We start from the raw sequence: 23,878 nt of genomic DNA on the forward strand, positions 1-23,878 counted from the left end.
TACCCGTGCCTTGCGCGCGGGTTGGCGCGACAATGGCGGCTCACCTGCCCCATGCTGCTCCGCTGATGACCCCCAACGCTGTGCCCCCGGTTTCTTCTGGCCATGACCTCATCGTCATTGGCGCTGGCGTGGTGGGCCTGGCCACGGCGTATGCCGCAGCGAAGCGGGGCCGCTCGGTGCTGCTGCTGGATCGCAATACCGGCCCGGCATTGGGCACCTCGTTCGCCAATGGCGCACAGCTCAGCTACGCCTACACCGACGCCATGGCCGGCCCCGCCACCTGGGCACAGCTGCCGGAGATGGCCTTCGGCCGTAACGGTCCCTTCCGCACGCGCTGGTCGGCGGACCCGGATTTCCTGCGCTGGGGGCTGGCGTTCCTGCGCCAGGCCAGTAGCGGCGGCCTGCATCGCAATACCCTGGCCACGCTGCAACTGGCGCTGGAATCGCGCTCAGCCATGCAGGCCCTGCTGCAACAGCATCCCATCGATTTCGATCATCAGGTCTCCGGCAAGCTGCACCTGTACCCCTCGGCCGAGGCGATGCAGGGCGCAGCGGCGATGATCGCACTCAAGCGCACAAGTGGCGTGCAGCAACGGCTGGTGGATGCCGACGAAGCTCGCGCCATCGAACCGGCGCTCGCTGGCGCGCCGTGGCTGGGCGGCGCGGTCTACTCACCCGACGAGGAAGCCGGCGACCCCTACCGTTTCAGTCAGGGCCTGCTGCAGGTGCTGCAACAGGACTATGGCCTGCAGGCGTGGTTCGGCTTCGACACGCAGTCGTTGCGCCATGCCGATGGACGCTGGCAGCTGCAGGCCCGCGATGGCCGCAGCGTGCAGGCGGCGCGCGTGGTGGTCTGTGCCGGCATCGACAGCGTTGTGCTGCTCAAGCCACTACGTCAGCGCATGCCGCTGATGGCAATCAAGGGCTATTCCTTCACCGCGCCGCTGGGCGCCAACGCACCCAGAGTCAGCCTCACCGATACCAAGCGCAAGCTGGTGTTCTGCCGCCTGGGCAGCCGTATCCGCGTTGCAGGGCTGGCCGACCTCAATGACTGGGATCCCGCACCAGAGCCGGCGCGGCTTGCCACCCTGATCGCGCAGGCGCGCGCCTCGCTGCCCGAGGCAGCCGACTACGATCACATCGAAAGCAGCTGGGCCGGGCTGCGCCCGGTCACGCCGTGGACGTCACCCATCATCCGCACGCTTGGCGATGGCCTGGCCTGCAACATCGGCCACGGCATGCTCGGCTGGACGCTGGCGATGGGCAGTGGCGAGCGCGTGGTGCGGCAACTGCTCGACACGCCCTGAACGCTCTCAGGTGTCGCTGATCTGGTCCATGCGGATACGGTTGGCGAACAGCGAGAACGCCAACGCGCCGGCCAGACCATTGGCGCGATGGATCCACTGCGGCAACCAGCGTGGCGGCGCCAGCACGCCAGCGTCGAACAACGGCGTCAGCGCCACCGCATCGCCCAGGGTCATCTTGCCGGCAAACAGCCAACGACAGGTCTGCAGCTTTTCATCGCGCAGCATCTGCCGGAAGAAGGTGTGCACCGAGACCAATCCGCGCAGGTAGACGGTGTCCTTGGTGAAGGCGGCACCGCCACTGGTCGGCACGCCACGGAACACGCGCTGGGCCGAGGAGAAGCTTTCCTCGGCGGTCTGCCCGGCAGCACGGAAGAAATTGAAGATCTCGATGAAATCGGCACCGTCGCGCGCCATCGCGATCGCCTCGATACGCAGGCTGATGCGCTTCAGCCGCTGGATGTCGATGCTGCCGGTGATCTGCTCGGCGAAGGTGGCCAGGCCTTCCTGGGTGGCGGTGATACGCGGCGAGGCCAATGCAAGACTGGGCAGCAGGGTCTGCTCGCGCCCATTGAGGGCGGTCAGCGAATGCACCAGCGCCTCATGGTGGTACAGCTGGGCGCGGTCGTAGGCACTGAACGTGGCGCTGGTGCGCAGGCGGATGCGGGTGGCGCCAGCGGCGGCCTTGGCGATCAGTTCGCGGTCCAGTTCCACCGTGATCAGGCGCCCGTCGAAGAAATCATCCAGGTCACTCTGCAGCATCAGCTGCAGCGCGGTGGCCGACACCGGCACCTGTTCTTCCGGCGCCAGCAGTTCGTGGTCGAGTTCCTCGGCGATCTGGATGAAATGGCGGGCGGCATCGCGGGTGGTCGGGCCATTGCCGGGCATGGGCTGCTCCGGCACGCCAAACAACTGCGCCGAATAGGTATCCACCGCACGCGTGCCCAGGGCTTCCAGCAAGCCTGCGGCCAGGTCCCAGCTGTGCGCCGAGTCGTGCACGTAGACGCCGAGTGGATGCGAGGTATCGGCCGCGGCCATGATCGCGGCCAGTTCGCGCCGCGTATCGCTGAAATCCTGTTTCGGGTACTGCACCTGCGGCAGCAGCGGTTTGCCACGTGCGACGCTGTCGAGGAACGGCGCCTGGGTGGTCGCCGGCCAACTGGTCAGCCCCAGCAGGCGGACGCCGCGCACCGCCGCCACCATGCGCGCATCGAGCGCGGCGTGGTGGCCGATGGCCGGATCATTGTGCATATCAGCCGTGCCCATGCCTGCCTCGTTCAAATCACGTCATTGAGCGCAGCGATCGCGCTCTTTGTAGGAGCGGCGTAAGCCGCGAAGCCACAACCGCATCAATGCTGCGAACAGCTTACCCCTCCCCAACCCGCCCGGCCCGAAGGCATGGCCTTCGGTCGTTCATCAGGCCGCGCGCCAGTGGCGCGCAAGCAGCCTTCTTCACCCCCTTTGCCATGCAAAAGGGAGGGAGTAGAAGCAAAAGCGGCCACAGCCTCAGCGCCGTTTGCCCTTATTGATCGGCCGCCACTGCGCACCGCGCCCAGTGTGCTTGCGTTCGGTGGCCTGTTCGGCCTGGCGCTGCGCCAGCTTGGCGGCGGCCAGCGCGACTTCCTCGCGCAGTTTGAGGTAACTCTCCAGCCGGGTTTCATCGATGTCGCCGCGTTCGATGGCTTCCTGCACCGCACACCCAGGTTCGCTGTGATGCGAGCAGTTGCGGAATTTGCACTGCGTGGTGAGTTCTTCGATATCGGCAAACCCGCCCTCGGAAAGCGTTTCCTCGCCGGTGGGCTTGAGCTCCCGCATGCCCGGGGTATCGATCAGGCAGGCACCGTAGGGCAACGGCATCAGCGCGCGATGGGTGGTGGTATGGCGGCCGCGCGAATCATTGCCGCGCACTTCATTGGTCTTCATCCGGTCCTCGCCCAACAACGTGTTGGTCAAGGTGGATTTGCCGGCACCGGAGGAACCCACCAGCACCACCGTATTGCCTGGGCCCAGCCACGGCAGCAGGGCGGAAACACTTTCCGGATCCTTGCCGTTGATCGCCAGCAATGGAATCTGCTGCGCGGCCAGGTCTTCCAGCACCGCCAGTGCATCTTCGCTGTAGTCGGTCTGGTCGGCCTTGGTCAGCACCACCACCGGTGACGCGCCACCGCCGCCTACCAGCAGCAGATAGCGTTCGATGCGGCGCGGGTTGAAGTCCGCATCCAGCCCACAGACGATGAACACCGTATCGATGTTGGCCGCGATCACCTGCTGGTGATAGTGCTCACCTGCGGCGCCGCGCTTGATCGAGGTATGTCGTGGCAGCAGCGCGACGATGCGCTTGCCTTCCAGTAGCACCCAGTCGCCTACCGCGGCACGTTCGTGGCTGGGGAAGCGCGGACGCTGCCATTCCGGTGGCGACTCGGTCTTGAGGCTGGCCTCGGGCGCGTCGGCCACCACATAGCCGGAACGGTGCTGCTCGATCACCCGCCCAGGCCGCGCCTGCGGGTGCTCCGCAAAGGCCGCCTGCCAGGCCGGATCCTCGGGGGCACCAGGCCAGGGCCAGCCGATATAACGCAGCGAATCGAAATCGATGGAATCTGTCATTGCCCGATTCTACCGGGGTAGGGCTTGCCGCCGGGAATGTGGCGTTGTCAGGGCCTGAACCAAAGCAGAGCGAGAGCACCCTTCCCGGCCCTCCCCTGCGCTGCGCGCAAGGGAGGGGGCTGAGCTCCCTCCCCTCGCTGCAAGGGTTGGGGAGGGATGCTTGGCTCCCTCCCTTTGCCGCGGGCAAGGGAGGGTTGCGGACAGGTGCCCTTGACCCTCGTTTCAGCACTTGCTTTTACCTGTAACCAAAGCCCAATCCGGATTCCCCTGAACCGACTCCCAAGCCCCGCCCCGCAGCGCAACAATTCGGCTACCATGCCAAGTCCATGCCCTTGATGGCCCTGAGAAAATGTCAAGCCCTGTCAAACCGCTAGCCACCCGTGAACGCCTGTCTGAAGTCCGCTACGAGATCCGTGGTGAACTGGCCCGACGAGCGCGGGAGCTGGAGGCCCAGGGCCACAAGCTGATCAAGCTCAACATCGGCAACCCCGGCGCATTCGGCTTCCGTGCGCCGGCTCACCTGCAGCACGCCATCGCCGATGACATGGGCCGCACGGATCCCTATACCCATCAGCAGGGCCTGCCGGTGGCGCGTGAAGCCATCGCCGCCGCCTATGCCCGTCGTGGCGCACCCGATGCGGTGGCGGACCGTGTGTTCCTGGGCAACGGCGTGTCCGAGCTGATCGATCTGTCGCTGCGTGCCCTGCTCAACCCGGGCGACGAAGTACTGATCCCCTCGCCGGACTATCCGCTGTGGTCGGCAGCCACCATCCTCAACGACGGCCGCCCGGTGTATTACCGCTGCCGCCCGGAAAACGGCTTCCTGCCCGACCCGGTGGAGATGGAAGCGCTGGTGTCCTCGCGCACCCGCGCCATCGTGCTGATCAACCCGAACAACCCGGCCGGCGCCAGCTACCCGCGCGAGCTGCTGGAAAAAATCGTCGCCATCGCCCGCAAGCACAACCTGTTGCTGCTGGTGGACGAAATCTACGACCAGATCCTCTACGACGGTGCCCAGTTCCAGCCGGTCGCTCCATTGGCCGGCGACCATCCTTGCCTCACCTTCAGCGGCCTGAGCAAGGTGCACCGCGCCTGCGGTTGGCGCGTGGGCTGGATGCTGCTGTCCGGTGCAGGCGAGCAGCTGGGTGAATTCCGCGCCGCACTGGATCTGCTCAGCGCACTGCGCCTGTGCGCCAACGTGCCCGGCCAGTACGCGATCGAAGCCGCTGTCAGCGGCCCGGACACCATTTCCGAACTGTGCAGCCCTGGCGGCCGCCTCTACGAAACCCGCCGTGCGGTGATCGAGGCCTGCGAGGCCAGCGAGCACCTGTCACTGGTAGCACCGGCCGGCGCGCTGTACGCATTCCCGGCGGTGATCGGCCCGGCCGCACAGGGCTTTGATGACCACGACTTCGCCCTGCAGCTGATGGAAGAAGAAGGCGTGCTGGTGGTGCCGGGTTCGAGCTTCAACGTGCCTTATCGCAACCACTTCCGCGTCACCTTGCTGCCCGAGGCCAGCGTGATGCGCGAGGTGTTCGGCCGCATCGACAAGCTGCTGAGCCGGCGTGCGGAAGCGGTCACCAAAGTGGTGCAGCTCAAGCCACGCAGCGCGGTGGGCTGATCGGCCTTGATGAGCGAAACCGCAGCCACCTCCCCGTCCTATCTGGCACTGGGCGACTCCTACACCATCGGCGAAGGCGTGCCGCAGGCCGGCAGCTGGCCGTTCCAGCTGGCTTCGGCGCTGCGTGCGCAGGGCATCGCTCTCGATGACCCGCAGGTCATCGCCACCACCGGCTGGACCACCGACGAACTGGCGGCTGCCATCGACGCCGAAGCCCCGCAGGGGCCGTATGCGCTGGTGAGCCTGCTGATCGGGGTGAACAACCAATACCGCGGGCGCCCGCTGGCCGAATACCGCCAGCAGTTCGAACAGCTGTTGCAGCGCGCGATTGCGCTGGCCGGCGAAGACCCGCGCCGGGTGCTGGTGCTGTCCACACCGGACTGGGGCTTCACCCCGTACGCGCAGCAGCACGGTCGCGATGCGGCCCAGGTGGCCCGCGAAATCGACGACTTCAACGCCGCCGCGCAGGCCTGCTGCGGCGACTACGGCGTGGCCTTCGTCGACATCACCCCGATCAGCCGCGACAACGGACAGGACGCAAGGATGCTGGCCGAAGATGGCCTGCACCTTTCGGCGCTGATGTACCAGCGCTGGATGCAGGCGGCACTGCCTACCGCCGCGGCACTGCTGCTGGCGGCCCCGGCCGCGTGACGGCGGGCGCGAACAACCAGGCCCTTCCCAAGGATGCCGCACGTGCCATCGCAGGCGCGTTCGCCCCATCACGGCCCTGGGGCAACCGCTGGGACTACTGCTACACGCTTGCCAAACTGCGCAGCGACCCGCTCTACCCCGGGGTGCTCGACGCCCTGCGTGGCAGCAGCGCGCCCGTGCTGGACATGGGCTGCGGACTGGGCCTGCTGGCGCATGCCCTGCGCCATGACGGCCAGGCCATGCCCTACCGCGGGGTCGACAATGACGCGGCCAAGATTGCCCGCGCCGGCAAGGTCGCGGCCCGTGCCGGGCTGGCCGCCAGCAGTTTCGAGGTCATGGACCTGGCCACCACCCTGCCCACCCACCGTGGCAGTGTCGCCATCCTCGATGTATTGCAGTATCTGAACGCCGAGGCCCAGCAGGCACTGCTGCGCAACGCAGCGGCGATGCTTGAGGGCGATGGCCGGCTGGTCATGCGCATGGCCTTGGCCGATACCAGCCGCCGCGGGCGTATTTCGCGCATTGGCGACCGCGCGGCCAACCTGATCGGCTGGATGCAGTTCCGGCCCCGCCACTACCCGGATGCCGAATCCCTGCGCGCTCTGCTGCAGCAGTGTGGCCTGCACGTCAGCCTGCGCCCGCTGTATGGCAACACCCCGTTCAATAACTGGCTGCTGGTCGCCCACCGCGGTTGAAGCACGGTCCAGCCTTTTGCGCCGATAATGGCGCCATTCCCTGCCGGCCCAACCGGGCTGGCGCAGCAACGAGATTCCCGTGAAGAAGACCTACAGCCTCGCCATCGAAGGCAAGCACCCCGACCGTCTGCTGGAAGCCAGCAAGCACGACATCCGCAAGTACACCAAGCGTGAGCGCGGCAAGGCCCTGCCGGCCGGCGCCGATACCTGGGGTTTTGACAGCAAGCTGGGCGTGGACGAAGCCTCCGCCAAGCCGGTGGCCTATGACGAGCTGTTCCGCGCCATTGACGCGTTGGTGGCGGCCGGCAACACCCAGTTCTACGTCGAAGTGGTCAGCAAGTCGGCCAAGCGCACCCCGCGCCCGGCAGCCGAGCCGGCCCCGTCCTCGGAAACCGATTTCGAAGATTGATCGCCGAAGCACGGTAGTGCCGAGCCATGCTCGGCAGAAGCTTTCCTGGTAATGCCCCAGCCGAGCATGGCTCGGCTCTACAGGTGAGGTTTTCCCGGTAACGCCTCAGCCGAGCATGGCTCGGCTCTACCAAATGCGGCGGCGCAGGCTGTGGCTCTGTCAGGGTCCGGCTTTCTCTGCCGCCGCAGCTGCTCGCGCACGGTCCTTCTTGCTGGGCCGGCGGCCCTTGATGCCACCGTTGTCATCCGCCACCACCGTGGCTGCCGGTGCGGCCTGCGTCGGCTCGAAGCCCGCAAGTACTTCCGTGGCACTGTCCAGCCCATGGCGTTTGCAGATCAGACGCCAATGCGGCATTGCGGCCGAATCGACAAAACTCACCGCCAAGCCCTTTTCCCCGGCCCGCCCGGTACGGCCGATGCGGTGCAGGTAATCGGCCAGCGCACGCGGCAGGTCGTAGTTCACCACCACCGGCAGGCGCGTGATGTCGATGCCGCGCGCCGCCAGGTCGGTCGCGACCAGCACCCGCACTTCGCCATCCTTGAAATCCTGCAGCATGCGGAAACGGCGGCCCTGCGATAGTTCGCCATGCAGGGCCTGCGCATTGATATCGGCCTTGCGCAGCAGGCGGGCCAAGCGATCACCGTCGCGGATGCTGCCGACAAACACCAGCACCTGTTGCCACTGCGGGTCTTCCAGCAAGGACAGCAGCAACTCGGCACGCCGGGCGCTGTCGACGTGGATGACGCGCTGTTCGATGTCCGGCGCCGACTGCTCGCCGATTTCCACACGCTGCGGCTCACGCAGGCCAGCCGCCGCCAAAGCCTGGATATCGGCCGCAAACGTGGCCGAGAACAAGGCGGTCTGCCGGCGCGCCGGCACCTGCGCCAGTATCTGCCGCAGCTCGTCGCCGAAACCCAGTTCCAGCAGGCGGTCGGCTTCGTCCAGTACCAGCAGTTGCACGTCGCGCAAGGTCAGCGCGTTATGCGCCAGCAGATCCAGCAAGCGCCCCGGCGTGGCCACGACGATGTCGGCACCGCCACGCAGCGACATCATCTGCGGATTGATCGACACCCCGCCTACCGCGCAGACCAGGTGCGGCCGTCGTGGCAGCGCGCGGCCCAGAGTGGTGAACACATCGCTCACCTGCAGCGCCAGTTCGCGGGTTGGCACCAGCACCAGTTGGGTCAGCAAGCGGGGTTTGCGCGGCGTTGCCAGGAAGAAACGCTGCAAGGCCGGCAGCACATAAGCCGCGGTTTTACCCGAACCGGTAGGCGCAAGCGCCACCACATCACACCCTTTCAGCAACAACGGCACGGCCTGCTGCTGGATCGGTGTCGGCGCCAGATAGCCAGCCTGCTGCAGGGCTTGCTGCAGCGCAGGCAGCACGTAGGGAGACAGGCCGAGTTGGGAGAAAGGCATGGTGCAGGTCCAGAACGCCGCGCAATGGCGGGGAGGCGAGTCTACGCTGTTGGCTGAGGCAGGCGGGCGCGCAGGCCACGGGCCTGCAACTGCTGCAGCACCGCCTCGATGATGGCCAGGTTGTGGCCATGGGCGGCACCTTCGTGCAGCAGGACGATGGCACCCGGTCCCAGATCCGGCGCAATCCGCGCCACCACGCCCTCCGGCGTGCAGTCCACGCCGTCGTAGCCACGCGCGCTCCAGCCGATCCGCGCCAGGCCGTGGCGCTTGAGGGCCGGCCCCACAAAAGGATTGGTCATGCCCACCACCGAGCGGTACCAGCGCGGCGGCGCACCGGCGATGGCCGCCAGCGTCTGCTGGCATTGGCCTATTTCCCGCGCCATCTGCGCCGGGCCCAGCGCCCAGAAGCGTGCCTGCGGATGTGAATGGCTGTGGTTGCCGAGATCATGGCCACGCTGCAACACCTCGCGCACCAGCTCCGGGCGCGCCTGCGCCCGCTCGCCCACCATGAAAAACGTGGCCTGGGCACCGTGCCGGTCGAGCAGGTCCAGCACCGCCAGGGTTTCCTCGGAGGGGCCATCGTCGATGGTCAGCCACACGTCCCGGCCCGGCGCGCGGCTGATCACCGGCGCGTAGAAACGGCTGTTGGGCAGGAAGATCGGCACGATGAACAGCGCGTGGCTGAACAGCAGCGCCGGCAGGCCCCACATCCAGCCCAGCCGCCACCACAGCAGCGCCACCAGCACTTGCGAGATCAGCAGCCAGGGTAGCCAGCGCCAGGGGTGTACGGGAATGCGATGCAGGGTTTCCGGGGCAGTCATGCCCCATGATGCCACGCAGCGTAGAATTACCCGGTCTACGACCACTTATAACGAGCACACGATGTCCCTGGACCCCGCCCTGCGTTCGCGCATTGAATCCATCCTTGGCGCCGACCGCGTCGTTCTGTTCATGAAGGGCCAGCCGACCATGCCGCAGTGCGGCTTCTCGGCCAAGGCCGTTGGCGCGCTGCAGGACCTCGGCGTGCAGTTCGGCCACGTCAACGTGCTGGCCGACCAGGAAATCCGTGAAGGCATCAAGGCCTACGGCGACTGGCCGACCATTCCGCAGCTGTACGTGGACGGCGAGCTGATCGGAGGCAGCGACATCATCCTGCAGATGGCCAGCAGCGGCGAACTGAGCAGCCTGCTCGGCCTGGCCGCACCCGACCGCACCCCGCCGTCGATCACCGTCACCCCGGCGGCGGTTGAAATGCTCAAGGGCGCACTGGCTGACGCCCCCGGCGCCGCCCTGCAGCTGAGCATCGACGCCAGCTTCCAGCCGAACTTCCAGCTGGCCCCGCGCGACGACAACGCCATCGCCGCCGAGTCCAACGGCCTGCGCGTGCAGTTCGACAGCGCCAGCGCACGTCGCGCCGACGGCATCACCATCGATTGGGTCGACGACATCCGTGGCCAGGGCCTGGCGATCAACAACCCGAATGCGCCCAAGCCGGTGCAGGAACTGGACGTGCGCAGCGCCGACGACCAGCTGCGCGCCGGTGCCATCACCCTGGTGGATGTGCGCCCGGCGGATGAGCGCGCCATCGCCGCGATCAACGGCAAGTTCGAAACCTTCGACGGTGACAACCGCGCCAAGCTCGAAGCCCTGCCCAAGGACACGCCGCTGGCCTTCATGTGCCACCGTGGCGGCCGCAGCGCACAGGCTGCAGCACAGTTCCTGGCATTGGGCTTCACCAATGTGTTCAACGTCACCGGCGGCATTGATGCCTGGTCGGAAAACGTGGACAACAGCGTGCCCAAGTACTGATCGGGCTACGTTGCAGCAGTAAAAAAACGCCGGCATCGCCGGCGTTTTTCATTTGGGTATCTGAGTCGCACGAACGCGATGCCAGCGTTTTTGCCTCGAATTTCTTGTAGGAGCAGCGTCAGCCGCGAAGCACGCTGATCATCAGATATCAGCGTTGTGCTGGCTTCAAGCAATACCAGAGTCGCGGCTCACGCCGCTCCTACAGACAAACACCAGGCGCGCAAATCGCAGCACTCAGCCAGCAAATCCGCCTTCGGCAAGGAAGTGCAGTTCTTCCGCGGTCGGGATGCGCCCAAGCACCGCATTGCGGTGCGGGAAACGGCCGAAGCGGCGGATCACATCGCGATGCAGCTCGGCGTACTTCAGGTATTCCAGATCGCCCAGCACTTCGAACATCGCCACCGCGCGATCCTGGTCGTGCGGGTCTTCGGAGTGCTCGAACGGCAGGTAGATGAAAGCCCGCAGCTTGAGCGGCAATTCCCGGTCCCAGCCTTCCTCGATGGTGCGGGTGGCGTAATGCCGCGCCAGCCCATCGGTAGCGTAAGAGTGCGCGGTGCCGCGGAAGCAGTTGCGCGGGAACTGGTCCAGCAGGATCTGCAGTGCCAGCGCGCCTTCGGCGTTTTCCAGCCAGCTTTCGCAGGCACGACGGGCGGCTTGATAGTGCAGCCCCAGGAAACGGTCCCGGAACTGCGCATCAAATGCCTCGTCACGCTCGAACCAACGCTGCGGACCCGCCGCGCGCCAGAACTCAACCACCGTACTTGCCGTTTCCATTACTGATTCCTGGCTCACCACCTACCGTCAGGCGGTGAACTCCCACCCATGCCGTCGCACCCGGGGAGCTGGCCGCAGTTGCTGGGCAGTAGCTTAATAGCCAGCCGCCTTGGAGGAAATGAGCGAATCGTGAAAAAAGATGACCTATATTGCGAAGATGTCCGCAGAAACCAGCTCCGGACCACCGAAATTGCGATAGGGTTCTGATCTTTCGACACTGTTGCACCCCAGGGGGATACAACCGCATGCGCATTGGAATTGTGGTCGACTCAGCCTGTGACCTGCCCGCAGGCTATCTGCAGCGCAACAACATCGTGCTGCTGCCCATCGCCGTAAGGATTGGCGACACCCTGCTGCCGGATGATCGTGACGAAGCAGCCACCCTGGCTTTCCTGCAAGGCCCGCTGAGTGACCAGAGCGCCGAGGCAGAGACCATCCCCTATAGCGCCGAGCAGATCCGTGATCTGTTCCTGAGCCGCCTGGTTAGCGATTTCGACCAGGTGTTCTGCCTGACCATCACCCGTACCCGCAGCCCCCTGCATGACAACGCGGTGCAGGCTGGCTACAGCATCCTCAACGAGTACAAGCCGATCCGGCAGGCCGCCGGCCACAACTCGCCCTTCAGCCTGCGCGTCATCGACACCCAGAACCTGTTCGCCGCGCAGGCGGTGAGCGCGGTGGAAGCGGTGCGCCTGCGCGACAGCGGCGCCACCGTGCCGCAGATGCGCGAACGCCTGGAGCAGGTGGCCAGCAACGTGCACGGCTATATGGTCACCCGCGACCTGTATTACATGCGCGCCCGCGCCCGCCACAAGGGCGACCGCAGCGTCGGCCTGTTCAGCGCGGCCCTGGGCAGCGCGCTGGACATCAAGCCGGTGCTGCACGGCTACCGCGGCAATACCGAACCGGTGGCCAAGATCAAAGGCTTCGACAATGCTGTGCAGACACTGTTCGGCTTCGTCGGCAAGCGTGTCCGCAACGGCCTGATCACGCCGGTGGTGTGTGTCAGCTACGGCGGCCCTCTCGACGAACTGCGCGCCCTGCCCGGCTACCAGCAACTGCACGACACCTGCAGCCAGCACGGCGTAGCACTGATGGAGGCGGTGATGAGCCTGACCGGCATGGTCAATGTCGGCAAGGGCGCGGTGACCGTTGGCTTTGCCGATGGCCCGCACAGTTTCGGCAACTGACACCCCAGAGCGGCGTGGACAATATCACCACGCCTGAAGCGCTAGGCTGACAGCCCATCAAGGAGGCCCCTATGACAGTGCACTATTCCATCTCGCTCCCCGACCCTGCCAAGGCACGCGGCAATGATCCGCGCCTGTCGTTCACCGCCAGCGGCGCCGACGCCTTCGCCGAGCAGCTGCAGACCGCCCTGCGCACGCCGGAGCTGTTCGAGCGCTGGAAGGCTACCCAAGACGAGCCGGACGACGTGGACCCGGGTCTGGGCGCCACCGATCCGCAGGCCACCGTGATCGGCGAACAAGCCGACCTGCGTATCAACCTTGTCGCCAGCACCACCCTGTCGGGCGATCTGTTCAAGCAGCGCATGCGCTGGCTGGCTGGCACCAACTGGGAACTGCGCGACGTGCGCTGAGCAATGACCACACCGGTTCTGCTGTCCTGGAGCGGCGGCAAAGACGCCGCCTGGGCGCTGTACGAACTGCAGCAGCGCGATGACCTGGAGGTTGTCGCGCTGTTGAGCACCCTGACTGAAGGTTACGAGCGTTCCTCGATGCAGGGGGTGCGCCATGAGGTGTTGCAGGCCCAGGCCGCCGCTGTCGGCGTGCCGTTGCTGGAAGCCTGGATACCGCAGGCCTGCGACAACGCGATCTATCTGCAGCGCATGCGCAGCGCCCTGGACCAGGCGCAGCGACGCTGGCCCGGCTTGGCCACCATCGCTTTCGGCGACCTGCTGCTGCAGGACATCCGCGCATGGCGCGAACAACAATACGCAGCACAGGGCTGGCATACGCTGTTTCCGCTGTTCGGCCGCGATACCGCCGCACTTGCCCAGCAGATGATCGCCGCAGGCCTGCAGGCCCAGCTGTGCTGCGTGGACAGCCAGCAACTGGATGCAGGTTTTGCCGGGCATGCCTTCGACAACAGGCTGCTCGACCAGCTCCCCGCCGCCGTTGATGCCTGTGGCGAGAACGGCGAATTCCACACCTGCGTCAGCGCCGGGCCGATGTTCCGCAACCCGTTGCCGCTGCACAAAGGTGACACCGTGTTGCGTGAGGGCCGCTACGCCTACACCGATTTCGCGCTGGGCTGATTTTGCGCTGCGCCGACAGGTGCGATGCCTGACGCTGAACCGCCAAGGCGAGCTCCAATGCGTTCGCCCTCATCGCTTGCCTATCGGCAAGTACAGCGCACGCCCCCCCAACTCCGACCGGATCACGGCACGGCAGCGCCAGGCGCTACCAGCGCCGTGCGCACAGCAACACGGTTGCGGCCCGCATGCTTGGCCGCATACAACGCGGTATCCGCCTCGGCCAGCAGCTTGCCGATATCGGCCATGCCCGGGTTTTGCAGGAAGGACGCGCCAATGCTGATGGTGATCGTCCCCTCTGGCAGCGCCAGTGTTTCCACCGCCGCCCGCAGGGTTTCGGCAAGCAGAACCGTATCGTCCAGCGTACTGTCGGCCACGATCACCGCGAACTCCTCGCCGCCATAGCGCGCCAGGCTGTCCCCTGCGCGCCGTACATTCGCCTGCAGGGCCGCCGCAACCGCCTGCAGGCAGCGATCACCGGCCGGGTGGCCGTGCGCATCGTTGAACGCCTTGAAGTGATCGATATCGACCAGCAGCAGGCCCAGCCCGGCGCCGCTGCGGCGCATGCGGTTCCATTCGGCCTGCAGCACCGTATCGAACTGACGGCGGTTTGCCACACCGGTCAGCGCGTCCTTGCGCGCCAGCTGGTCCAGCGCCGCCTGCCGCTCCAGCAGGTCGGCCTGCAACAACGTACTGCGCAGGCCGAACCCCAGCGTGGCAACCACGAACCCGGCCACCGCCAGCGGACGCGCATGGTCCACCACCAGGGTGCCAACCACCAGCAACAACAGCGGCAGGATGATAGGTCCGCCCGCCTGCACCAACCGCGCCAGGCGCGGGCTCGGCAGGAACCGGGCATGCGGTGCCGGGCGCAGCGCAAGCACCCCCAGCAACAGGAAGGGCAGATCAATCAGCAGGTCGTTGTACGCGCCAAACGAATCCTGCGATGCAACGTGATTGATGTAACCGGCACTGAGCAGATAGGCCAGCGCATACAGTGCCAGCACGCGGAACAGGTTGCGGCGCTCCGCGGTATCCGTGGCCAGCCAACGCACCAGCGCAAACAACGCGATGCACAGGTTCTGGATGTCGAACATGTAGCGCACGTTCGACATCGCCGCGGTGTCGGCGTCAATGCGGTTGGCGAAATAGCCGGTATGCACGAAGAACAGCACGCCCAGCAGCGCCGCCATGGACGCATCAATCAGGCTGATGCTCGGCCGTTCATGGCGCGCACGGGCAAGAATGAATACCAGTGGCACGGCATACAGCACATACAGCAGCAGGCTGGCGCGCGGGGTCAGGTCGGCACGGGCGGCCCCCAGGGCATCGACCAGATTGATGGCCATGCCGCCAGCCCATAACAGCATCGACAGCGCTATCGCATACCAATCCAAGGCCACCCGACCGCGACGCGCCCGGCGCAGGCAAGCAGCGCCGGCCAGCAAGGGCGCCGCCACCAGGAAAACAAACGAGCCAACACCGGCCGGGCCAGCCCCCAACGCCAGGACCAGCCCGTGACAGAGCAGAAACAGCAGCGCCAGCACCCGCGGCATGCATTCCCCTATCGCCAAAGCGGTATCGGGAAGATAGCGCGGGCGACGCGGCCACAACGTGACCCAGACCCCGCCCTGCATGACCAGGCAGATGTACTTCCGCCTGTGCAGGACAGCGCGCTGTCGAGACCGCCCTGTAGTGCCGAGCCATGCTCGGCAGAGGCTCTACCAGCAAAGCCCGTTAGCGCCGAGCCATGCTCGGCAGAAGCTCCACCGACAAAGCCCAAGCCGAGCATGGCTCGGCTCTACATAAATCAACTCAGCGCATCGCCTCGGTATGGTGCGCGATGTGATCGCCGATGAAGCTGCTGATGAAGTAATAACTGTGGTCGTATCCCGGCTGCATGCGCAGCTGCAGCGGATGCCCGGCTGCTTCGCACGCGGCCTGCAACAGCTCCGGGCGCAACTGGTTCTGCAGGAATTCATCCGCACCGCCCTGATCGATCAACAACGGCAGTTTCTCCTGCGCACTGGCGACCAGCTCAGTGGCGTCATACGCCTTCCAGACCTCGCGATCCTCGCCCAGGTAAGCGGCAAACGCCTTCTTCCCCCAGCCCACCTGCGACGGCGCCACGATCGGCGAGAACGCCGACACGCTGCGATAGCGGCCCGGGTTCTTCAAGGCAATGGTCAGCGCACCGTGCCCACCCATCGAATGCCCGCTGATCGCCCGCACCGCGCTCGCCGGGACATTGGCCTCCACCCATGCCGGCAACTCATCAACGATGTAGTCGTACATGCGGTAGTGCCGCGCCCACGGCTCGCGCGTGGCATTGAGGTAGAAGCCGGCGCCCTTGCCCAGGTCATAGCCCTCGGCATCGGCAACGGACTCACCACGCGGGCTGGTATCCGGCGCCACTAGGATGATGCCGTGCTCGGCCGCATAACGCTGTGCACCGGCCTTGGTGATGAAGTTCTGCTCGGTGCAGGTCAGGCCACTAAGCCAATACAGCACCGGGCACTGGCCGTGCTCGGCCTGCGGCGGCAGGTAGACGCCGACCGTCATCTCGCAGCCCAGCACCTTGGAGTCGTGCCGGTACACGTCCTGCCAGCCGCCGAAGCAGGCGCGGTGTTCGAGTCGTTGCATGGGTTGGAATCCTTGGTTGCTGGGTTGCTGGATCTGGTGCGACTGATGGTGTGTGAACTTCGCGGCTTACGCCGCTCCCACAACGCGGTTTCAGTAATGGATGACCGAACGGATCGACTTGCCTTCGTGCATCAGGTCGAAGGCCTCGTTGATCTTGTCCAGTTCCATCGTATGGGTAACGAACGGCGCCAGTTCGATGTCACCCTTCATCGCATCTTCCACCATGCCCGGCAGCTGGCTACGGCCCTTCACACCGCCGAACGCCGTGCCCATCCACTTGCGACCGGTCACCAACTGGAACGGACGCGTCGAGATTTCCTGACCCGCGCCGGCAACGCCGATGATCACGCTCTGGCCCCAACCACGGTGCGCGCATTCCAGCGCCGCGCGCATCACATTGGTGTTGCCGATGCACTCAAAGCTGTGGTCCACACCCCAACCGGTCATTTCAACGACGACCTGCTGGATCGGCTTGTCGTGGTCCTTGGGATTGACGCAGTCGGTGGCACCAAACTGCCTGGCCAGCTCAAACTTGGACGGGTTGGTGTCGATGGCGATGATGCGGCCGGCCTTGGCCTGGCGCGCGCCCTGGATGACCGCCAGGCCAATACCGCCCAGACCGAACACCGCAACGCTGTCGCCCTCGGCCACCTTGGCGGTGTTGTGCACGGCGCCAATACCGGTGGTGACGCCACAACCCAACAGGCAGACGTGTTCGGGGTTGGCTTCCGGGTTCACCTTTGCCAGCGAGACTTCAGCCACCACGGTGTACTCGGAGAAGGTCGAGCAGCCCATGTAGTGATAGATCGGCTCGCCGTTGTACGAGAAGCGGCTGGTGCCATCCGGCATCACGCCCTTGCCTTGGGTAGCGCGCACCGACGTACACAGATTGGTCTTGCCGCTCTTGCAGAACAGGCACTCACCGCACTCGGCGGTATACAGCGGAATCACGTGATCGCCCGCCTTCACCGAGGTGACGCCCTCGCCCACTTCCACCACGATGCCGGCGCCTTCATGGCCGAGCACACACGGGAACAGGCCTTCCGGATCATCACCGGACAAGGTGAAGGCATCGGTATGGCAGACACCGGTATGGGTGATCTTGACCAGCACTTCGCCTGCCTTCGGCGGTGCGACATCGATCTCGACGATCTGCAAAGGCTGGCCCGGACCAAAGGCAACGGCGGCACGTGATTTCATGTGGTTTCTCCTGCGGGAATGACGAAGGACGGCGCAACGCGCCGACCGGAATTATTTGAGATAGGAACGGATCAGGCTGGACATCTCGGCAACGCGGGTGGCGCGCTGCGCGTCGGAGCGCGCAGGCTGGCCGAACTCCTCACGCAGGTGGGCTTCCATCACCTCGGACATCAGCCCGTTGACCGCACCACGGATGGCCGCGATCTGCTGCAGCACCGGATTGCAATCGGCACCGGCCTCCAAGGCACGCTCCAGCGCATCGCACTGGCCACGGATGCGCTTGACCCGAGCCAGGACCTTCTTTTTCTCTTCGGGGGAATGCGGCATGGCTGCGCCCGTATCCTGTACTGGGGGATAGTATATTTGCCCGCGCCGGCATTTGCCAACTGCCCGCCTCGTGTGTACGGATAGCCATAGTCTGTGCCTCATGTACAGACTATGGCTAATTTGACTTGTACAGACTATGGCTGATGCAGTCTCCAACGGCCTAGGCATCGGAAGCAGGTTCAATCGGCTGAACGGTCCGCAAACCTCTGTCGCCATACCACCACCGACCGCTTCCGACCAGTAGCGGCCACCTACGACTCTCTGGCCGACATGCATCGTTCTGGATGATCAGCATCTGGCCGGCCCAGACGTCACGGATAAGGTAGCCACCAACTCCTATGACTGGACTCAGTACCGGAGCTCCCCAAAATGATGCCTTGCACGCGTGTATCACACCCCTGCTTGCTGAGAAATCGGGAACATCCGGCAGAGCTATCGCATCAGCGCCCCTCGCCGGCCTCGCCACACGACAGCCACTTGAGCCGAATTTCCAGGCCTACAGCCCCGGCGCTAACGCGCCGCTGTTGGCTCGGTTATAGGCGGACTCGACTTGCACGGATCGGTCGTTGGGAGCACTATTGCCTCCAAGGCTTCGTCGGCCTGAGCTTCGAGCGGCTCCAACCGGACGGCATCATCTGCAAATGGGTCATCCACTCCAGCCATCACCCGATATCCCTGGGCGCCGGCCAAGTAATCGCTCGATTGGTCCAGCGCATCACCACGGAGAAATCGCGTGAATATTGGCCTTTCCGACATTACCCGTTCGTTCCGCTCTCATAGCGGAGTCTCTGGCAAGACCATCCAGCATGGACATGCACAGCAGCTTTTGGTCGCAGCATTCGGTTACAAGACGCTCGCCTCCTGCCAGGCTGCCAAGGCGTCCGACGAAGAGCCCGAAAACTTCAACCAAGTTCGGCACATCGTGCTTGACCGAGCAAGTCTGACTCAACGTGCAACCGAGCTTGGTGTTGAGTGCGACATCGATCAGCTGTCGCACTTTCTGGCCAACGCATTCGCAGACCGCCTAGCAGGAGTCGTACTGCACCACTCCTACAGTGATCTCGATGACTACATCCGGGTCCAGATCACGCAACTGGTAGAGAACAACGGCCGCGTCATTGGCGAGATGGCACAGCTCAATCACGACGGCCTGGGTGAAGTCTACTTCGATCTGCAAATTGATCTTGATCAGATCCAAGTGGGCGAGTCTCTTTCGAGCCACATCACCGGCTATGTGAGCCTTAATCTGGATACCGAACGTCCTTACACAGGCACGACGATTGATTTCCGGCTCTCCCTCACTGTCGAACGGCTGGGGAAGCGCTGCTACAGTGCGTTTGAGTACGTAATAACGAACGTAGTTGCGAGGACACCTTGGGACTACGACGATGATGATTACGGCGAACCGCCGGTTCGCACTAGGGCCGAGGTCATCGCTGAGCTTCTTGGCTGGAGCGTTGATGAAGTCGACAACTTACAGGACGTGGACGAAATGCCTCTTGATGGCAGTAGTGGCGAAATGATCTACGGCTATCTGATCGACTTCACCGACTACGCAAGCCCTGAGGTCGCAACCAGAATCATGCGGGAACACGGGACGCTGCAGTTCAACGTGGGGCCGGATTTCTTCGACGGAGTACGTTACGACGGATGGCCGCACTGACTGAGCGGTGATTCTAAGCCGGACCGTGGCCCTGTGCCGCCTATCCGGGCCCCAAGCTGCGCTTACCGCGCAGCTTGGGGTGCTTATGTCGCTGTATAGCGTATGGAGGGAAAGCTAATTCAACGTCATGATCGCCTGTAGAGCCCGAATCATTGCGTAGCTCGTCTTGATAGCTGCTCCGTCAGTTCATGAGTAAGGTAGCTGCTTTCGCAGTTAACCGCCCCTTAGGCGTCACGCTCGGCAGTGTGCCGCCAGAAGTTCGCACTGTAGTTATTGAGCTGTCTACTGTAGCTATCTAGGACAACCGGAAAGACCGCGGGCACATCATCAGCGGTCCCGCCACTTCGGAAGAAGTCCCGAACGCTCCACAACGCCAATCTCTTCAGGTGGTCCCACTCCGCATAGAGTTTATCCTGATGTTCTCTGTTCTCGACTGCGGCACTGGGCTTCCGCTTTGAAGATGGATGCAGGTAGTCCGTTCTGGGCACAACGGTGTGAGTGAATTTGATAGATCCGTCGACCCAAGCATCGCGGGCGTCAGCCCTCCACCGAAAGCTGACGCAGACAGACATGCTAGCCCTGAGGTTCATCGGCACGATCACATCGTCAAATACGCGAAAGAGCTCTCCATCTTGAACTTCCTTCTCAAGGGCCTCTCGCGTACGTCGAAACGCTGAGCTTAGGGAACTGCCTGCCTGGTAGGCCGAGGCCCCTGTCGATTCTGTCTTCTTCGGCGCTTTGGATACAGCAAAAGCCCGGAGCGCGGACTCGAACTCGTGCAACTTCCTGGCAACGTAGGCACCGCAGGAATCGAGGCCGAACGGACTTAGTGCAAGGCTGTTCCGATTATCCAGGCAATGGGAAATTGCTGCATCCAACGCACTCGCATCGACAGCATTTATAGCGTCAATTTCATACTTCGAAAAGTTGAGATGACCCACGATTTGCTCCCTAGGACTATTCACTCGATCAATCGGTAATGTAGCTGCCCAGCCAGTATGTGGTGAATTTTCCAACGCTTCGTAGACATCAAATGTCAGCCTTGAGTCGCATGACGCCCAGCAGTCAAAAGCGGCCACGGGCTCATGAGCGGGCCAGCATAAATCAATAATCAGTGACTGCCCTGCCTTACTCGCAGGCTCGCTCCACGGCGCCCCAGATTGCCTCAACATCCTTCCGTGGCAACGTGGTACTCACCGACGCCGTCTTACTAACGATGAGGCGCGACTTTGCGCCAGACAGGTCGGGAAGGGCCATCTCGATCTTTCCGATGGACGCCTTGTGCTGCGGGTAAAGCTTCAGTGCCCGTTCGAGCGCATCAAGTTGATCTGAAACGGATATGTCTGCGACAACATTCTCTGCCAGTTGCGCTCCGGCGATCTTCACAAACTTGACGTGACACCTCCCGAGTTCAGACTGCACAAATCGCTTCAAGCTAACCAAGTTAAGTCGTGGAACCTGAACAGATACGTCGTGATCAAGCAAGCTCGAAATGAACATGACAAAGTCGCTAACAGACCGAGGCGGATCGACAATGACGAACCCGCAAGGCGTCGGCCGAAGACGAAACTCAGTAATGGAGAAGCCTATCCGCTCTACCGTCGAAGCGCCGCCACTCGGCAAAAATTCTTGCTCCTCGTACGCGAACCTTTGTATGTAGCGCCCTTCAATCAAGCTGTTTGTAGCCTTCGTCAGCCGAACGCCGCGGCCCGTTTCCTCACTGAAGCCCTCTACCTCCAGCCGTCCCCGTAGAAACAGAAATTGTTTCGGAGACGCGGACCATTGGTAGAAGCGATATCGACTAGTCATCCTTGTTGGCCTCATCTGGGGTTTCGCCTTCGTCAGCCGCTTCAGATGCTTCTTGCTCTGGTGCGACAGCATCATGAATCACATCAGAGTTTCCTTGTCCGGCCTCATCGCCTCCACCACTGTCATCCGATGCCTCGGTAGCGGCACTAGGCTCCACGGATGCCAGGGCTTCTTTGGATGCATGCTCCAGAAGCTTCATGTAATGGGAGTTCTCAATCTCGGTGCAAGGCCTGGAAGTCTTCAAGAACTCCACACCATCTCCGCTCTTCTTTCGATCAATCACACCCTTGACCTTGTAGCGGAATCCACTGCATTCCTGCGAGTTTTCAAAAGCCGCCTCGAACTGTACGATCTTTCCCTTCTCAGACACCTCTTCACTAGTCCATTCCATTCCAAAGAGGAAAAAATGCTTCTTCAGCATCTGGAATTCTGGGCTAGTCAGAAGCGATACGCCTCGAAGAATCGCGCCTCTCACCTCATTGCCGACCAGATCAAGATCGGATTCACCTTCTGGAACGTTGCCGTCACCATCATCGGACAATTCTTCAGCTTCAACGTCCATGTCGCCACTCCCCGCGTCGAGAGCCTCGTGCCCACCAGAGCCGCCCTCCGAACCTAATATCGGCATGGAACGCTCCACTTGCACCTTGCTCACGTCTGACAGCTTCATACCAGCCACACCGTGGATAAGTGTAAGGAAGAAATTCGTACGACTCGCCGCGCCATGCAAATGAGAGAGGTCAATCTTTCGCGCCTCTACCGCTTCCGTCTTGCCCGCAGCTAGCGCCTTCATCAACGCCTCGGGGACTGCAGACATCCGTTCATTGGCCTCATGTCTCACACTTAGACCATCTGGCCCCACTTCAAGCCTGATCGACCCATCTCGGATGCGCTTTTGCCTCAATCGGGTTTTTGCAGGATCAAGCTCTGAGTACGTCGCTGTCAGCAGAAAAGGCGCACCTGAGCTCTTGGTAAACTTCAGCGAGTCCAGTAGTGGAGCGTCAGAACCCTTTTTTAGCGCTACAACGGCCTTGCGAACGTCTGCGTCTGAGAATTTCCCTGGAACAGTGGCGGAGGTGTATCGCTCGGCCCTATCAGCTCTCGCAGTAGTATCAAGGAGCCAATTAAGGTCATTGAGATCCAGAGTCCACATGGATATCTGGTCAAAAAGATCAGCCTTGGTCGCCTCATCCGATACGATAATTCCACGGCGAAGCAAGAAATCTCTCAAGACATCGTGGGTCACGCGTTGCCGGGAGCTTTCCAGCAAGTCGCGTATATCCTTGTTGTCTGCGAAATACATAGTCATGGACGCTCCTCCATGCCCAACTTCACCTTACTAAACACCTTGATCACATCTGAAATATGCTCAACGCTCACTCGTGCTAAGCGATCACGTACCTCTTGGAGATCGTTGACATCAGCGACGTAGCTATCAACCGCTCTTTTGAATGTTGCAGACGCATTCTCAACAGCATTAGCCATTCGAATCTGTATCTCATCACAATTACTTAGAAGCTGATATCTAAACAAATAGTCCAAGATATACTTAAACTCATCTACGCTTTCTCCGCTTCTTGAATAATAGATCAGAGCACCAGTTGTGGCCTTACCTGACTTACCATCAACTATGTATTCGCAAACAATAAGGGGGCCACAGAGCGTCTCAATAGTTGCGGACCTTGCGTGAGGCTCCCTCGACGGCTCCCCAATTAAATCGGGGTAAAAAAACCAGAACTTTGAATCGTCCGCTGGCAGCTTTTTCTTCCCTCTCAGCACATTAATGTCATTTGCCACTGTTGCAAGGTACGAAACGACATACGGACCAATTACGTGGATCATCGTAGAATCTGTAAGCCCCGTTTTCGCAGAGCTCGATTCAGCGAGCAGCTTATTGAAATCTCCTTTGTATTCGCCATCATGGTTGTATATGAATAGAAGGCCACGTACGTCATCCTTCGTATCCGGCGCCAAGTAGAGATCCTGCCAAGCTTCACTGACGCCCGCGCAGGTGGCGGAAATGCCTAGCGACGCGATCGCCTTGCTAACTTGCTGTTTCGTTATCGAGTCTTTCGCGAAGCTTTTCAGATCAGTTGTGAAATATACCGTAGTGTCGGAATAGGGATGCTTGTATCGGAAGACGACGTCACTTGGATGCGTCGGTTTGTCATGTTCCGGAGTCACGCACTCCCAGTTCTGATCGCTGGGCAAAATCCTTTCCCAGCCGAAAACTTCAAAGATGTCCTCAGACACCTTTTCCGCCATTTTGGCTATATTTGCAGTCTCAGACATCTTTCCCCCTAAAGCATTCTGGCATTTTCATACTTGTTGCAGCTGCCGCCTCAAGCATGGAGGCGCTCCATGCGCCCGCCGGAAGACTATCTAATCCCCTTCTGAATTTCTAGCAAGCCTTTGGTATGCGGGAGTACCTAGGGATGGCGGGCTCGAATCTTACGATCTCAACACAGTCGCTGAAATGCTTCTACATCATCTCGGTTACTCCCGGGTGCACACCAACTCGACACTGAGTAAGGTGTGATGGCAGCCTAGGCAGATAGTTCGGTTGTTGGACGTGCCTTGGGGCCGACCCGAAAGGCATAGAGTGGTCGTGATAAGGGAATCGCTATTCCTCATAGCTATACTCGCGCTAGCTATTGGGCGCACGAGGTCGTAAC

At 62.6% G+C, this 23,878-nt stretch carries 23 protein-coding genes; 10 read left to right on the forward strand and 13 right to left on the reverse strand.

Going from position 1 to position 23,878, the window contains the following annotated elements:
- The first annotated feature begins 65 nt into the window (after nt 1–65).
- Nucleotides 66–1,307 (forward strand): FAD-dependent oxidoreductase, encoded by a 1,242-nt coding sequence (locus tag BCV67_RS05750; protein ID WP_062166861.1) that lies wholly within the window; start codon nt 66–68, stop codon nt 1,305–1,307.
- A 6-nt stretch (nt 1,308–1,313) separates the two neighbouring features.
- Here the strand turns inward: BCV67_RS05750 and BCV67_RS05755 are convergent, their stop codons facing one another.
- The gene (locus BCV67_RS05755; RefSeq protein WP_428999506.1) at nt 1,314–2,570 is read right to left on the reverse strand and encodes a flavohemoglobin expression-modulating QEGLA motif protein; all 1,257 of its coding nucleotides are present in this window, start codon (nt 2,568–2,570) and stop codon (nt 1,314–1,316) included.
- A 240-nt stretch (nt 2,571–2,810) separates the two neighbouring features.
- A complete protein-coding gene (rsgA, locus tag BCV67_RS05760; protein WP_062166862.1) occupies nt 2,811–3,908 on the reverse strand; it encodes a ribosome small subunit-dependent GTPase A in 1,098 nt (365 codons plus the stop codon).
- Nucleotides 3,909–4,257: 349 nt separating this feature from the next.
- On the opposite strand from rsgA, the gene BCV67_RS05765 reads away from it, so the two are divergent.
- The 4 genes from BCV67_RS05765 to BCV67_RS05780 all read left to right on the forward strand — a co-directional run bounded on the left by BCV67_RS05765 (nt 4,258) and on the right by BCV67_RS05780 (nt 7,284).
- Nucleotides 4,258–5,529 carry a pyridoxal phosphate-dependent aminotransferase gene (locus BCV67_RS05765; protein WP_062166863.1) on the forward strand — a complete coding sequence of 424 codons (1,272 nt, stop codon included), beginning with the start codon at nt 4,258–4,260 and terminating at the stop codon, nt 5,527–5,529.
- Between the two features lie 9 nt (nt 5,530–5,538).
- Nucleotides 5,539–6,180, forward strand: a complete 642-nt coding sequence (locus BCV67_RS05770) for an SGNH/GDSL hydrolase family protein (protein WP_062166864.1) — start codon at nt 5,539–5,541, stop codon at nt 6,178–6,180.
- Nucleotides 6,177–6,875, forward strand: a complete 699-nt coding sequence (locus BCV67_RS05775; RefSeq protein WP_062166865.1) for a class I SAM-dependent methyltransferase — start codon at nt 6,177–6,179, stop codon at nt 6,873–6,875. The genes BCV67_RS05770 and BCV67_RS05775 overlap by 4 nt, the downstream gene beginning before the upstream one ends.
- Nucleotides 6,876–6,954: 79 nt before the next feature.
- Entirely contained in the window at nt 6,955–7,284 is a 330-nt protein-coding gene (locus BCV67_RS05780; RefSeq protein WP_062166866.1) for a DUF6172 family protein, read from the forward strand.
- A 159-nt stretch (nt 7,285–7,443) separates the two neighbouring features.
- On the opposite strand, the gene BCV67_RS05785 is transcribed toward BCV67_RS05780, so the two are convergent.
- Nucleotides 7,444–8,703, reverse strand: a complete 1,260-nt coding sequence (locus BCV67_RS05785) for a DEAD/DEAH box helicase (protein WP_062166867.1) — start codon at nt 8,701–8,703, stop codon at nt 7,444–7,446.
- Between the two features lie 41 nt (nt 8,704–8,744).
- Complete coding sequence (locus BCV67_RS05790) at nt 8,745–9,524, reverse strand: polysaccharide deacetylase family protein (protein WP_062166868.1); 780 nt, start codon at nt 9,522–9,524, stop codon at nt 8,745–8,747.
- Between the two features lie 61 nt (nt 9,525–9,585).
- Between BCV67_RS05790 and grxD the strand changes: the two genes are divergently transcribed.
- Nucleotides 9,586–10,512 carry a Grx4 family monothiol glutaredoxin gene (gene grxD / locus BCV67_RS05795; protein WP_062166869.1) on the forward strand — a complete coding sequence of 309 codons (927 nt, stop codon included), beginning with the start codon at nt 9,586–9,588 and terminating at the stop codon, nt 10,510–10,512.
- A gap of 234 nt (nt 10,513–10,746) precedes the next feature.
- Here the strand turns inward: grxD and BCV67_RS05800 are convergent, their stop codons facing one another.
- Nucleotides 10,747–11,286 carry a DUF924 family protein gene (locus BCV67_RS05800; protein ID WP_062166870.1) on the reverse strand — a complete coding sequence of 180 codons (540 nt, stop codon included), beginning with the start codon at nt 11,284–11,286 and terminating at the stop codon, nt 10,747–10,749.
- A 245-nt stretch (nt 11,287–11,531) separates the two neighbouring features.
- Between BCV67_RS05800 and BCV67_RS05805 the strand changes: the two genes are divergently transcribed.
- From BCV67_RS05805 to BCV67_RS05815, 3 genes are all read left to right on the forward strand, one after another.
- Nucleotides 11,532–12,476: a DegV family protein gene (locus BCV67_RS05805; RefSeq protein WP_062166871.1), complete on the forward strand. Its 945-nt coding sequence runs from the start codon at nt 11,532–11,534 to the stop codon at nt 12,474–12,476.
- A 71-nt stretch (nt 12,477–12,547) separates the two neighbouring features.
- Nucleotides 12,548–12,886, forward strand: a complete 339-nt coding sequence (locus BCV67_RS05810; protein WP_062166872.1) for a hypothetical protein — start codon at nt 12,548–12,550, stop codon at nt 12,884–12,886.
- 3 nt (nt 12,887–12,889) lie between these two features.
- Nucleotides 12,890–13,564, forward strand: a complete 675-nt coding sequence (locus tag BCV67_RS05815) for an ATP-binding protein (RefSeq protein ID WP_062166873.1) — start codon at nt 12,890–12,892, stop codon at nt 13,562–13,564.
- Between the two features lie 122 nt (nt 13,565–13,686).
- On the opposite strand, the gene BCV67_RS05820 is transcribed toward BCV67_RS05815, so the two are convergent.
- From BCV67_RS05820 to BCV67_RS05835, 4 genes are all read right to left on the reverse strand, one after another.
- A complete protein-coding gene (locus tag BCV67_RS05820; RefSeq protein ID WP_062166874.1) occupies nt 13,687–15,117 on the reverse strand; it encodes a GGDEF domain-containing protein in 1,431 nt (476 codons plus the stop codon).
- 259 nt (nt 15,118–15,376) lie between these two features.
- A complete protein-coding gene (gene fghA / locus BCV67_RS05825) occupies nt 15,377–16,204 on the reverse strand; it encodes an S-formylglutathione hydrolase (RefSeq protein WP_062166875.1) in 828 nt (275 codons plus the stop codon).
- A 90-nt stretch (nt 16,205–16,294) separates the two neighbouring features.
- A complete protein-coding gene (locus BCV67_RS05830; protein WP_062166876.1) occupies nt 16,295–17,404 on the reverse strand; it encodes an S-(hydroxymethyl)glutathione dehydrogenase/class III alcohol dehydrogenase in 1,110 nt (369 codons plus the stop codon).
- Nucleotides 17,405–17,455: 51 nt separating this feature from the next.
- The gene (locus BCV67_RS05835) at nt 17,456–17,731 is read right to left on the reverse strand and encodes a metal/formaldehyde-sensitive transcriptional repressor (RefSeq protein ID WP_057627201.1); all 276 of its coding nucleotides are present in this window, start codon (nt 17,729–17,731) and stop codon (nt 17,456–17,458) included.
- A 733-nt stretch (nt 17,732–18,464) separates the two neighbouring features.
- On the opposite strand from BCV67_RS05835, the gene BCV67_RS05840 reads away from it, so the two are divergent.
- Complete coding sequence (locus BCV67_RS05840) at nt 18,465–19,394, forward strand: hypothetical protein (RefSeq protein ID WP_062166877.1); 930 nt, start codon at nt 18,465–18,467, stop codon at nt 19,392–19,394.
- Between the two features lie 224 nt (nt 19,395–19,618).
- Here the strand turns inward: BCV67_RS05840 and BCV67_RS05845 are convergent, their stop codons facing one another.
- The 4 genes from BCV67_RS05845 to BCV67_RS05860 form a co-directional block, all read right to left on the reverse strand.
- Nucleotides 19,619–20,335 carry a hypothetical protein gene (locus BCV67_RS05845; RefSeq protein ID WP_065868054.1) on the reverse strand — a complete coding sequence of 239 codons (717 nt, stop codon included), beginning with the start codon at nt 20,333–20,335 and terminating at the stop codon, nt 19,619–19,621.
- 187 nt (nt 20,336–20,522) lie between these two features.
- On the reverse strand, nt 20,523–21,203 hold the full coding sequence (locus BCV67_RS05850; RefSeq protein WP_062166879.1) for a hypothetical protein: 681 nt from the start codon (nt 21,201–21,203) through the stop codon (nt 20,523–20,525).
- Complete coding sequence (locus BCV67_RS05855; RefSeq protein ID WP_156455768.1) at nt 21,196–22,512, reverse strand: hypothetical protein; 1,317 nt, start codon at nt 22,510–22,512, stop codon at nt 21,196–21,198. Before BCV67_RS05855 ends, BCV67_RS05850 begins: the two co-directional genes overlap by 8 nt.
- The gene (locus BCV67_RS05860) at nt 22,509–23,495 is read right to left on the reverse strand and encodes a hypothetical protein (protein ID WP_062166881.1); all 987 of its coding nucleotides are present in this window, start codon (nt 23,493–23,495) and stop codon (nt 22,509–22,511) included. Before BCV67_RS05860 ends, BCV67_RS05855 begins: the two co-directional genes overlap by 4 nt.
- Between the last annotated feature and the right edge of the window lie 383 nt (nt 23,496–23,878).

The organism is Stenotrophomonas nitritireducens, from assembly GCF_001700965.1.
Classification (GTDB): Bacteria; Pseudomonadota; Gammaproteobacteria; order Xanthomonadales; family Xanthomonadaceae; genus Stenotrophomonas; species Stenotrophomonas nitritireducens_A.

Bases quoted from the DNA above. Each gene is read 5' to 3' on its own strand.
- BCV67_RS05750 (WP_062166861.1), top strand. From the start codon at position 66: ATGACCCCCAACGCTGTGCCCCCGGTTTCTTCTGGCCATGACCTCATC.
- BCV67_RS05755 (WP_428999506.1), bottom strand. From the start codon at position 2,570: ATGGGCACGGCTGATATGCACAATGATCCGGCCATCGGCCACCACGCC.
- rsgA (WP_062166862.1), bottom strand. From the start codon at position 3,908: ATGACAGATTCCATCGATTTCGATTCGCTGCGTTATATCGGCTGGCCC.
- BCV67_RS05765 (WP_062166863.1), top strand. From the start codon at position 4,258: ATGTCAAGCCCTGTCAAACCGCTAGCCACCCGTGAACGCCTGTCTGAA.
- BCV67_RS05770 (WP_062166864.1), top strand. From the start codon at position 5,539: ATGAGCGAAACCGCAGCCACCTCCCCGTCCTATCTGGCACTGGGCGAC.
- BCV67_RS05785 (WP_062166867.1), bottom strand. From the start codon at position 8,703: ATGCCTTTCTCCCAACTCGGCCTGTCTCCCTACGTGCTGCCTGCGCTG.
- BCV67_RS05790 (WP_062166868.1), bottom strand. From the start codon at position 9,524: ATGACTGCCCCGGAAACCCTGCATCGCATTCCCGTACACCCCTGGCGC.
- grxD (WP_062166869.1), top strand. From the start codon at position 9,586: ATGTCCCTGGACCCCGCCCTGCGTTCGCGCATTGAATCCATCCTTGGC.
- BCV67_RS05800 (WP_062166870.1), bottom strand. From the start codon at position 11,286: ATGGAAACGGCAAGTACGGTGGTTGAGTTCTGGCGCGCGGCGGGTCCG.
- BCV67_RS05805 (WP_062166871.1), top strand. From the start codon at position 11,532: ATGCGCATTGGAATTGTGGTCGACTCAGCCTGTGACCTGCCCGCAGGC.
- BCV67_RS05810 (WP_062166872.1), top strand. From the start codon at position 12,548: ATGACAGTGCACTATTCCATCTCGCTCCCCGACCCTGCCAAGGCACGC.
- BCV67_RS05815 (WP_062166873.1), top strand. From the start codon at position 12,890: ATGACCACACCGGTTCTGCTGTCCTGGAGCGGCGGCAAAGACGCCGCC.
- BCV67_RS05820 (WP_062166874.1), bottom strand. From the start codon at position 15,117: ATGCCGCGGGTGCTGGCGCTGCTGTTTCTGCTCTGTCACGGGCTGGTC.
- fghA (WP_062166875.1), bottom strand. From the start codon at position 16,204: ATGCAACGACTCGAACACCGCGCCTGCTTCGGCGGCTGGCAGGACGTG.
- BCV67_RS05830 (WP_062166876.1), bottom strand. From the start codon at position 17,404: ATGAAATCACGTGCCGCCGTTGCCTTTGGTCCGGGCCAGCCTTTGCAG.
- BCV67_RS05835 (WP_057627201.1), bottom strand. From the start codon at position 17,731: ATGCCGCATTCCCCCGAAGAGAAAAAGAAGGTCCTGGCTCGGGTCAAG.
- BCV67_RS05850 (WP_062166879.1), bottom strand. From the start codon at position 21,203: ATGACTAGTCGATATCGCTTCTACCAATGGTCCGCGTCTCCGAAACAA.
- BCV67_RS05855 (WP_156455768.1), bottom strand. From the start codon at position 22,512: ATGACTATGTATTTCGCAGACAACAAGGATATACGCGACTTGCTGGAA.
- BCV67_RS05860 (WP_062166881.1), bottom strand. From the start codon at position 23,495: ATGTCTGAGACTGCAAATATAGCCAAAATGGCGGAAAAGGTGTCTGAG.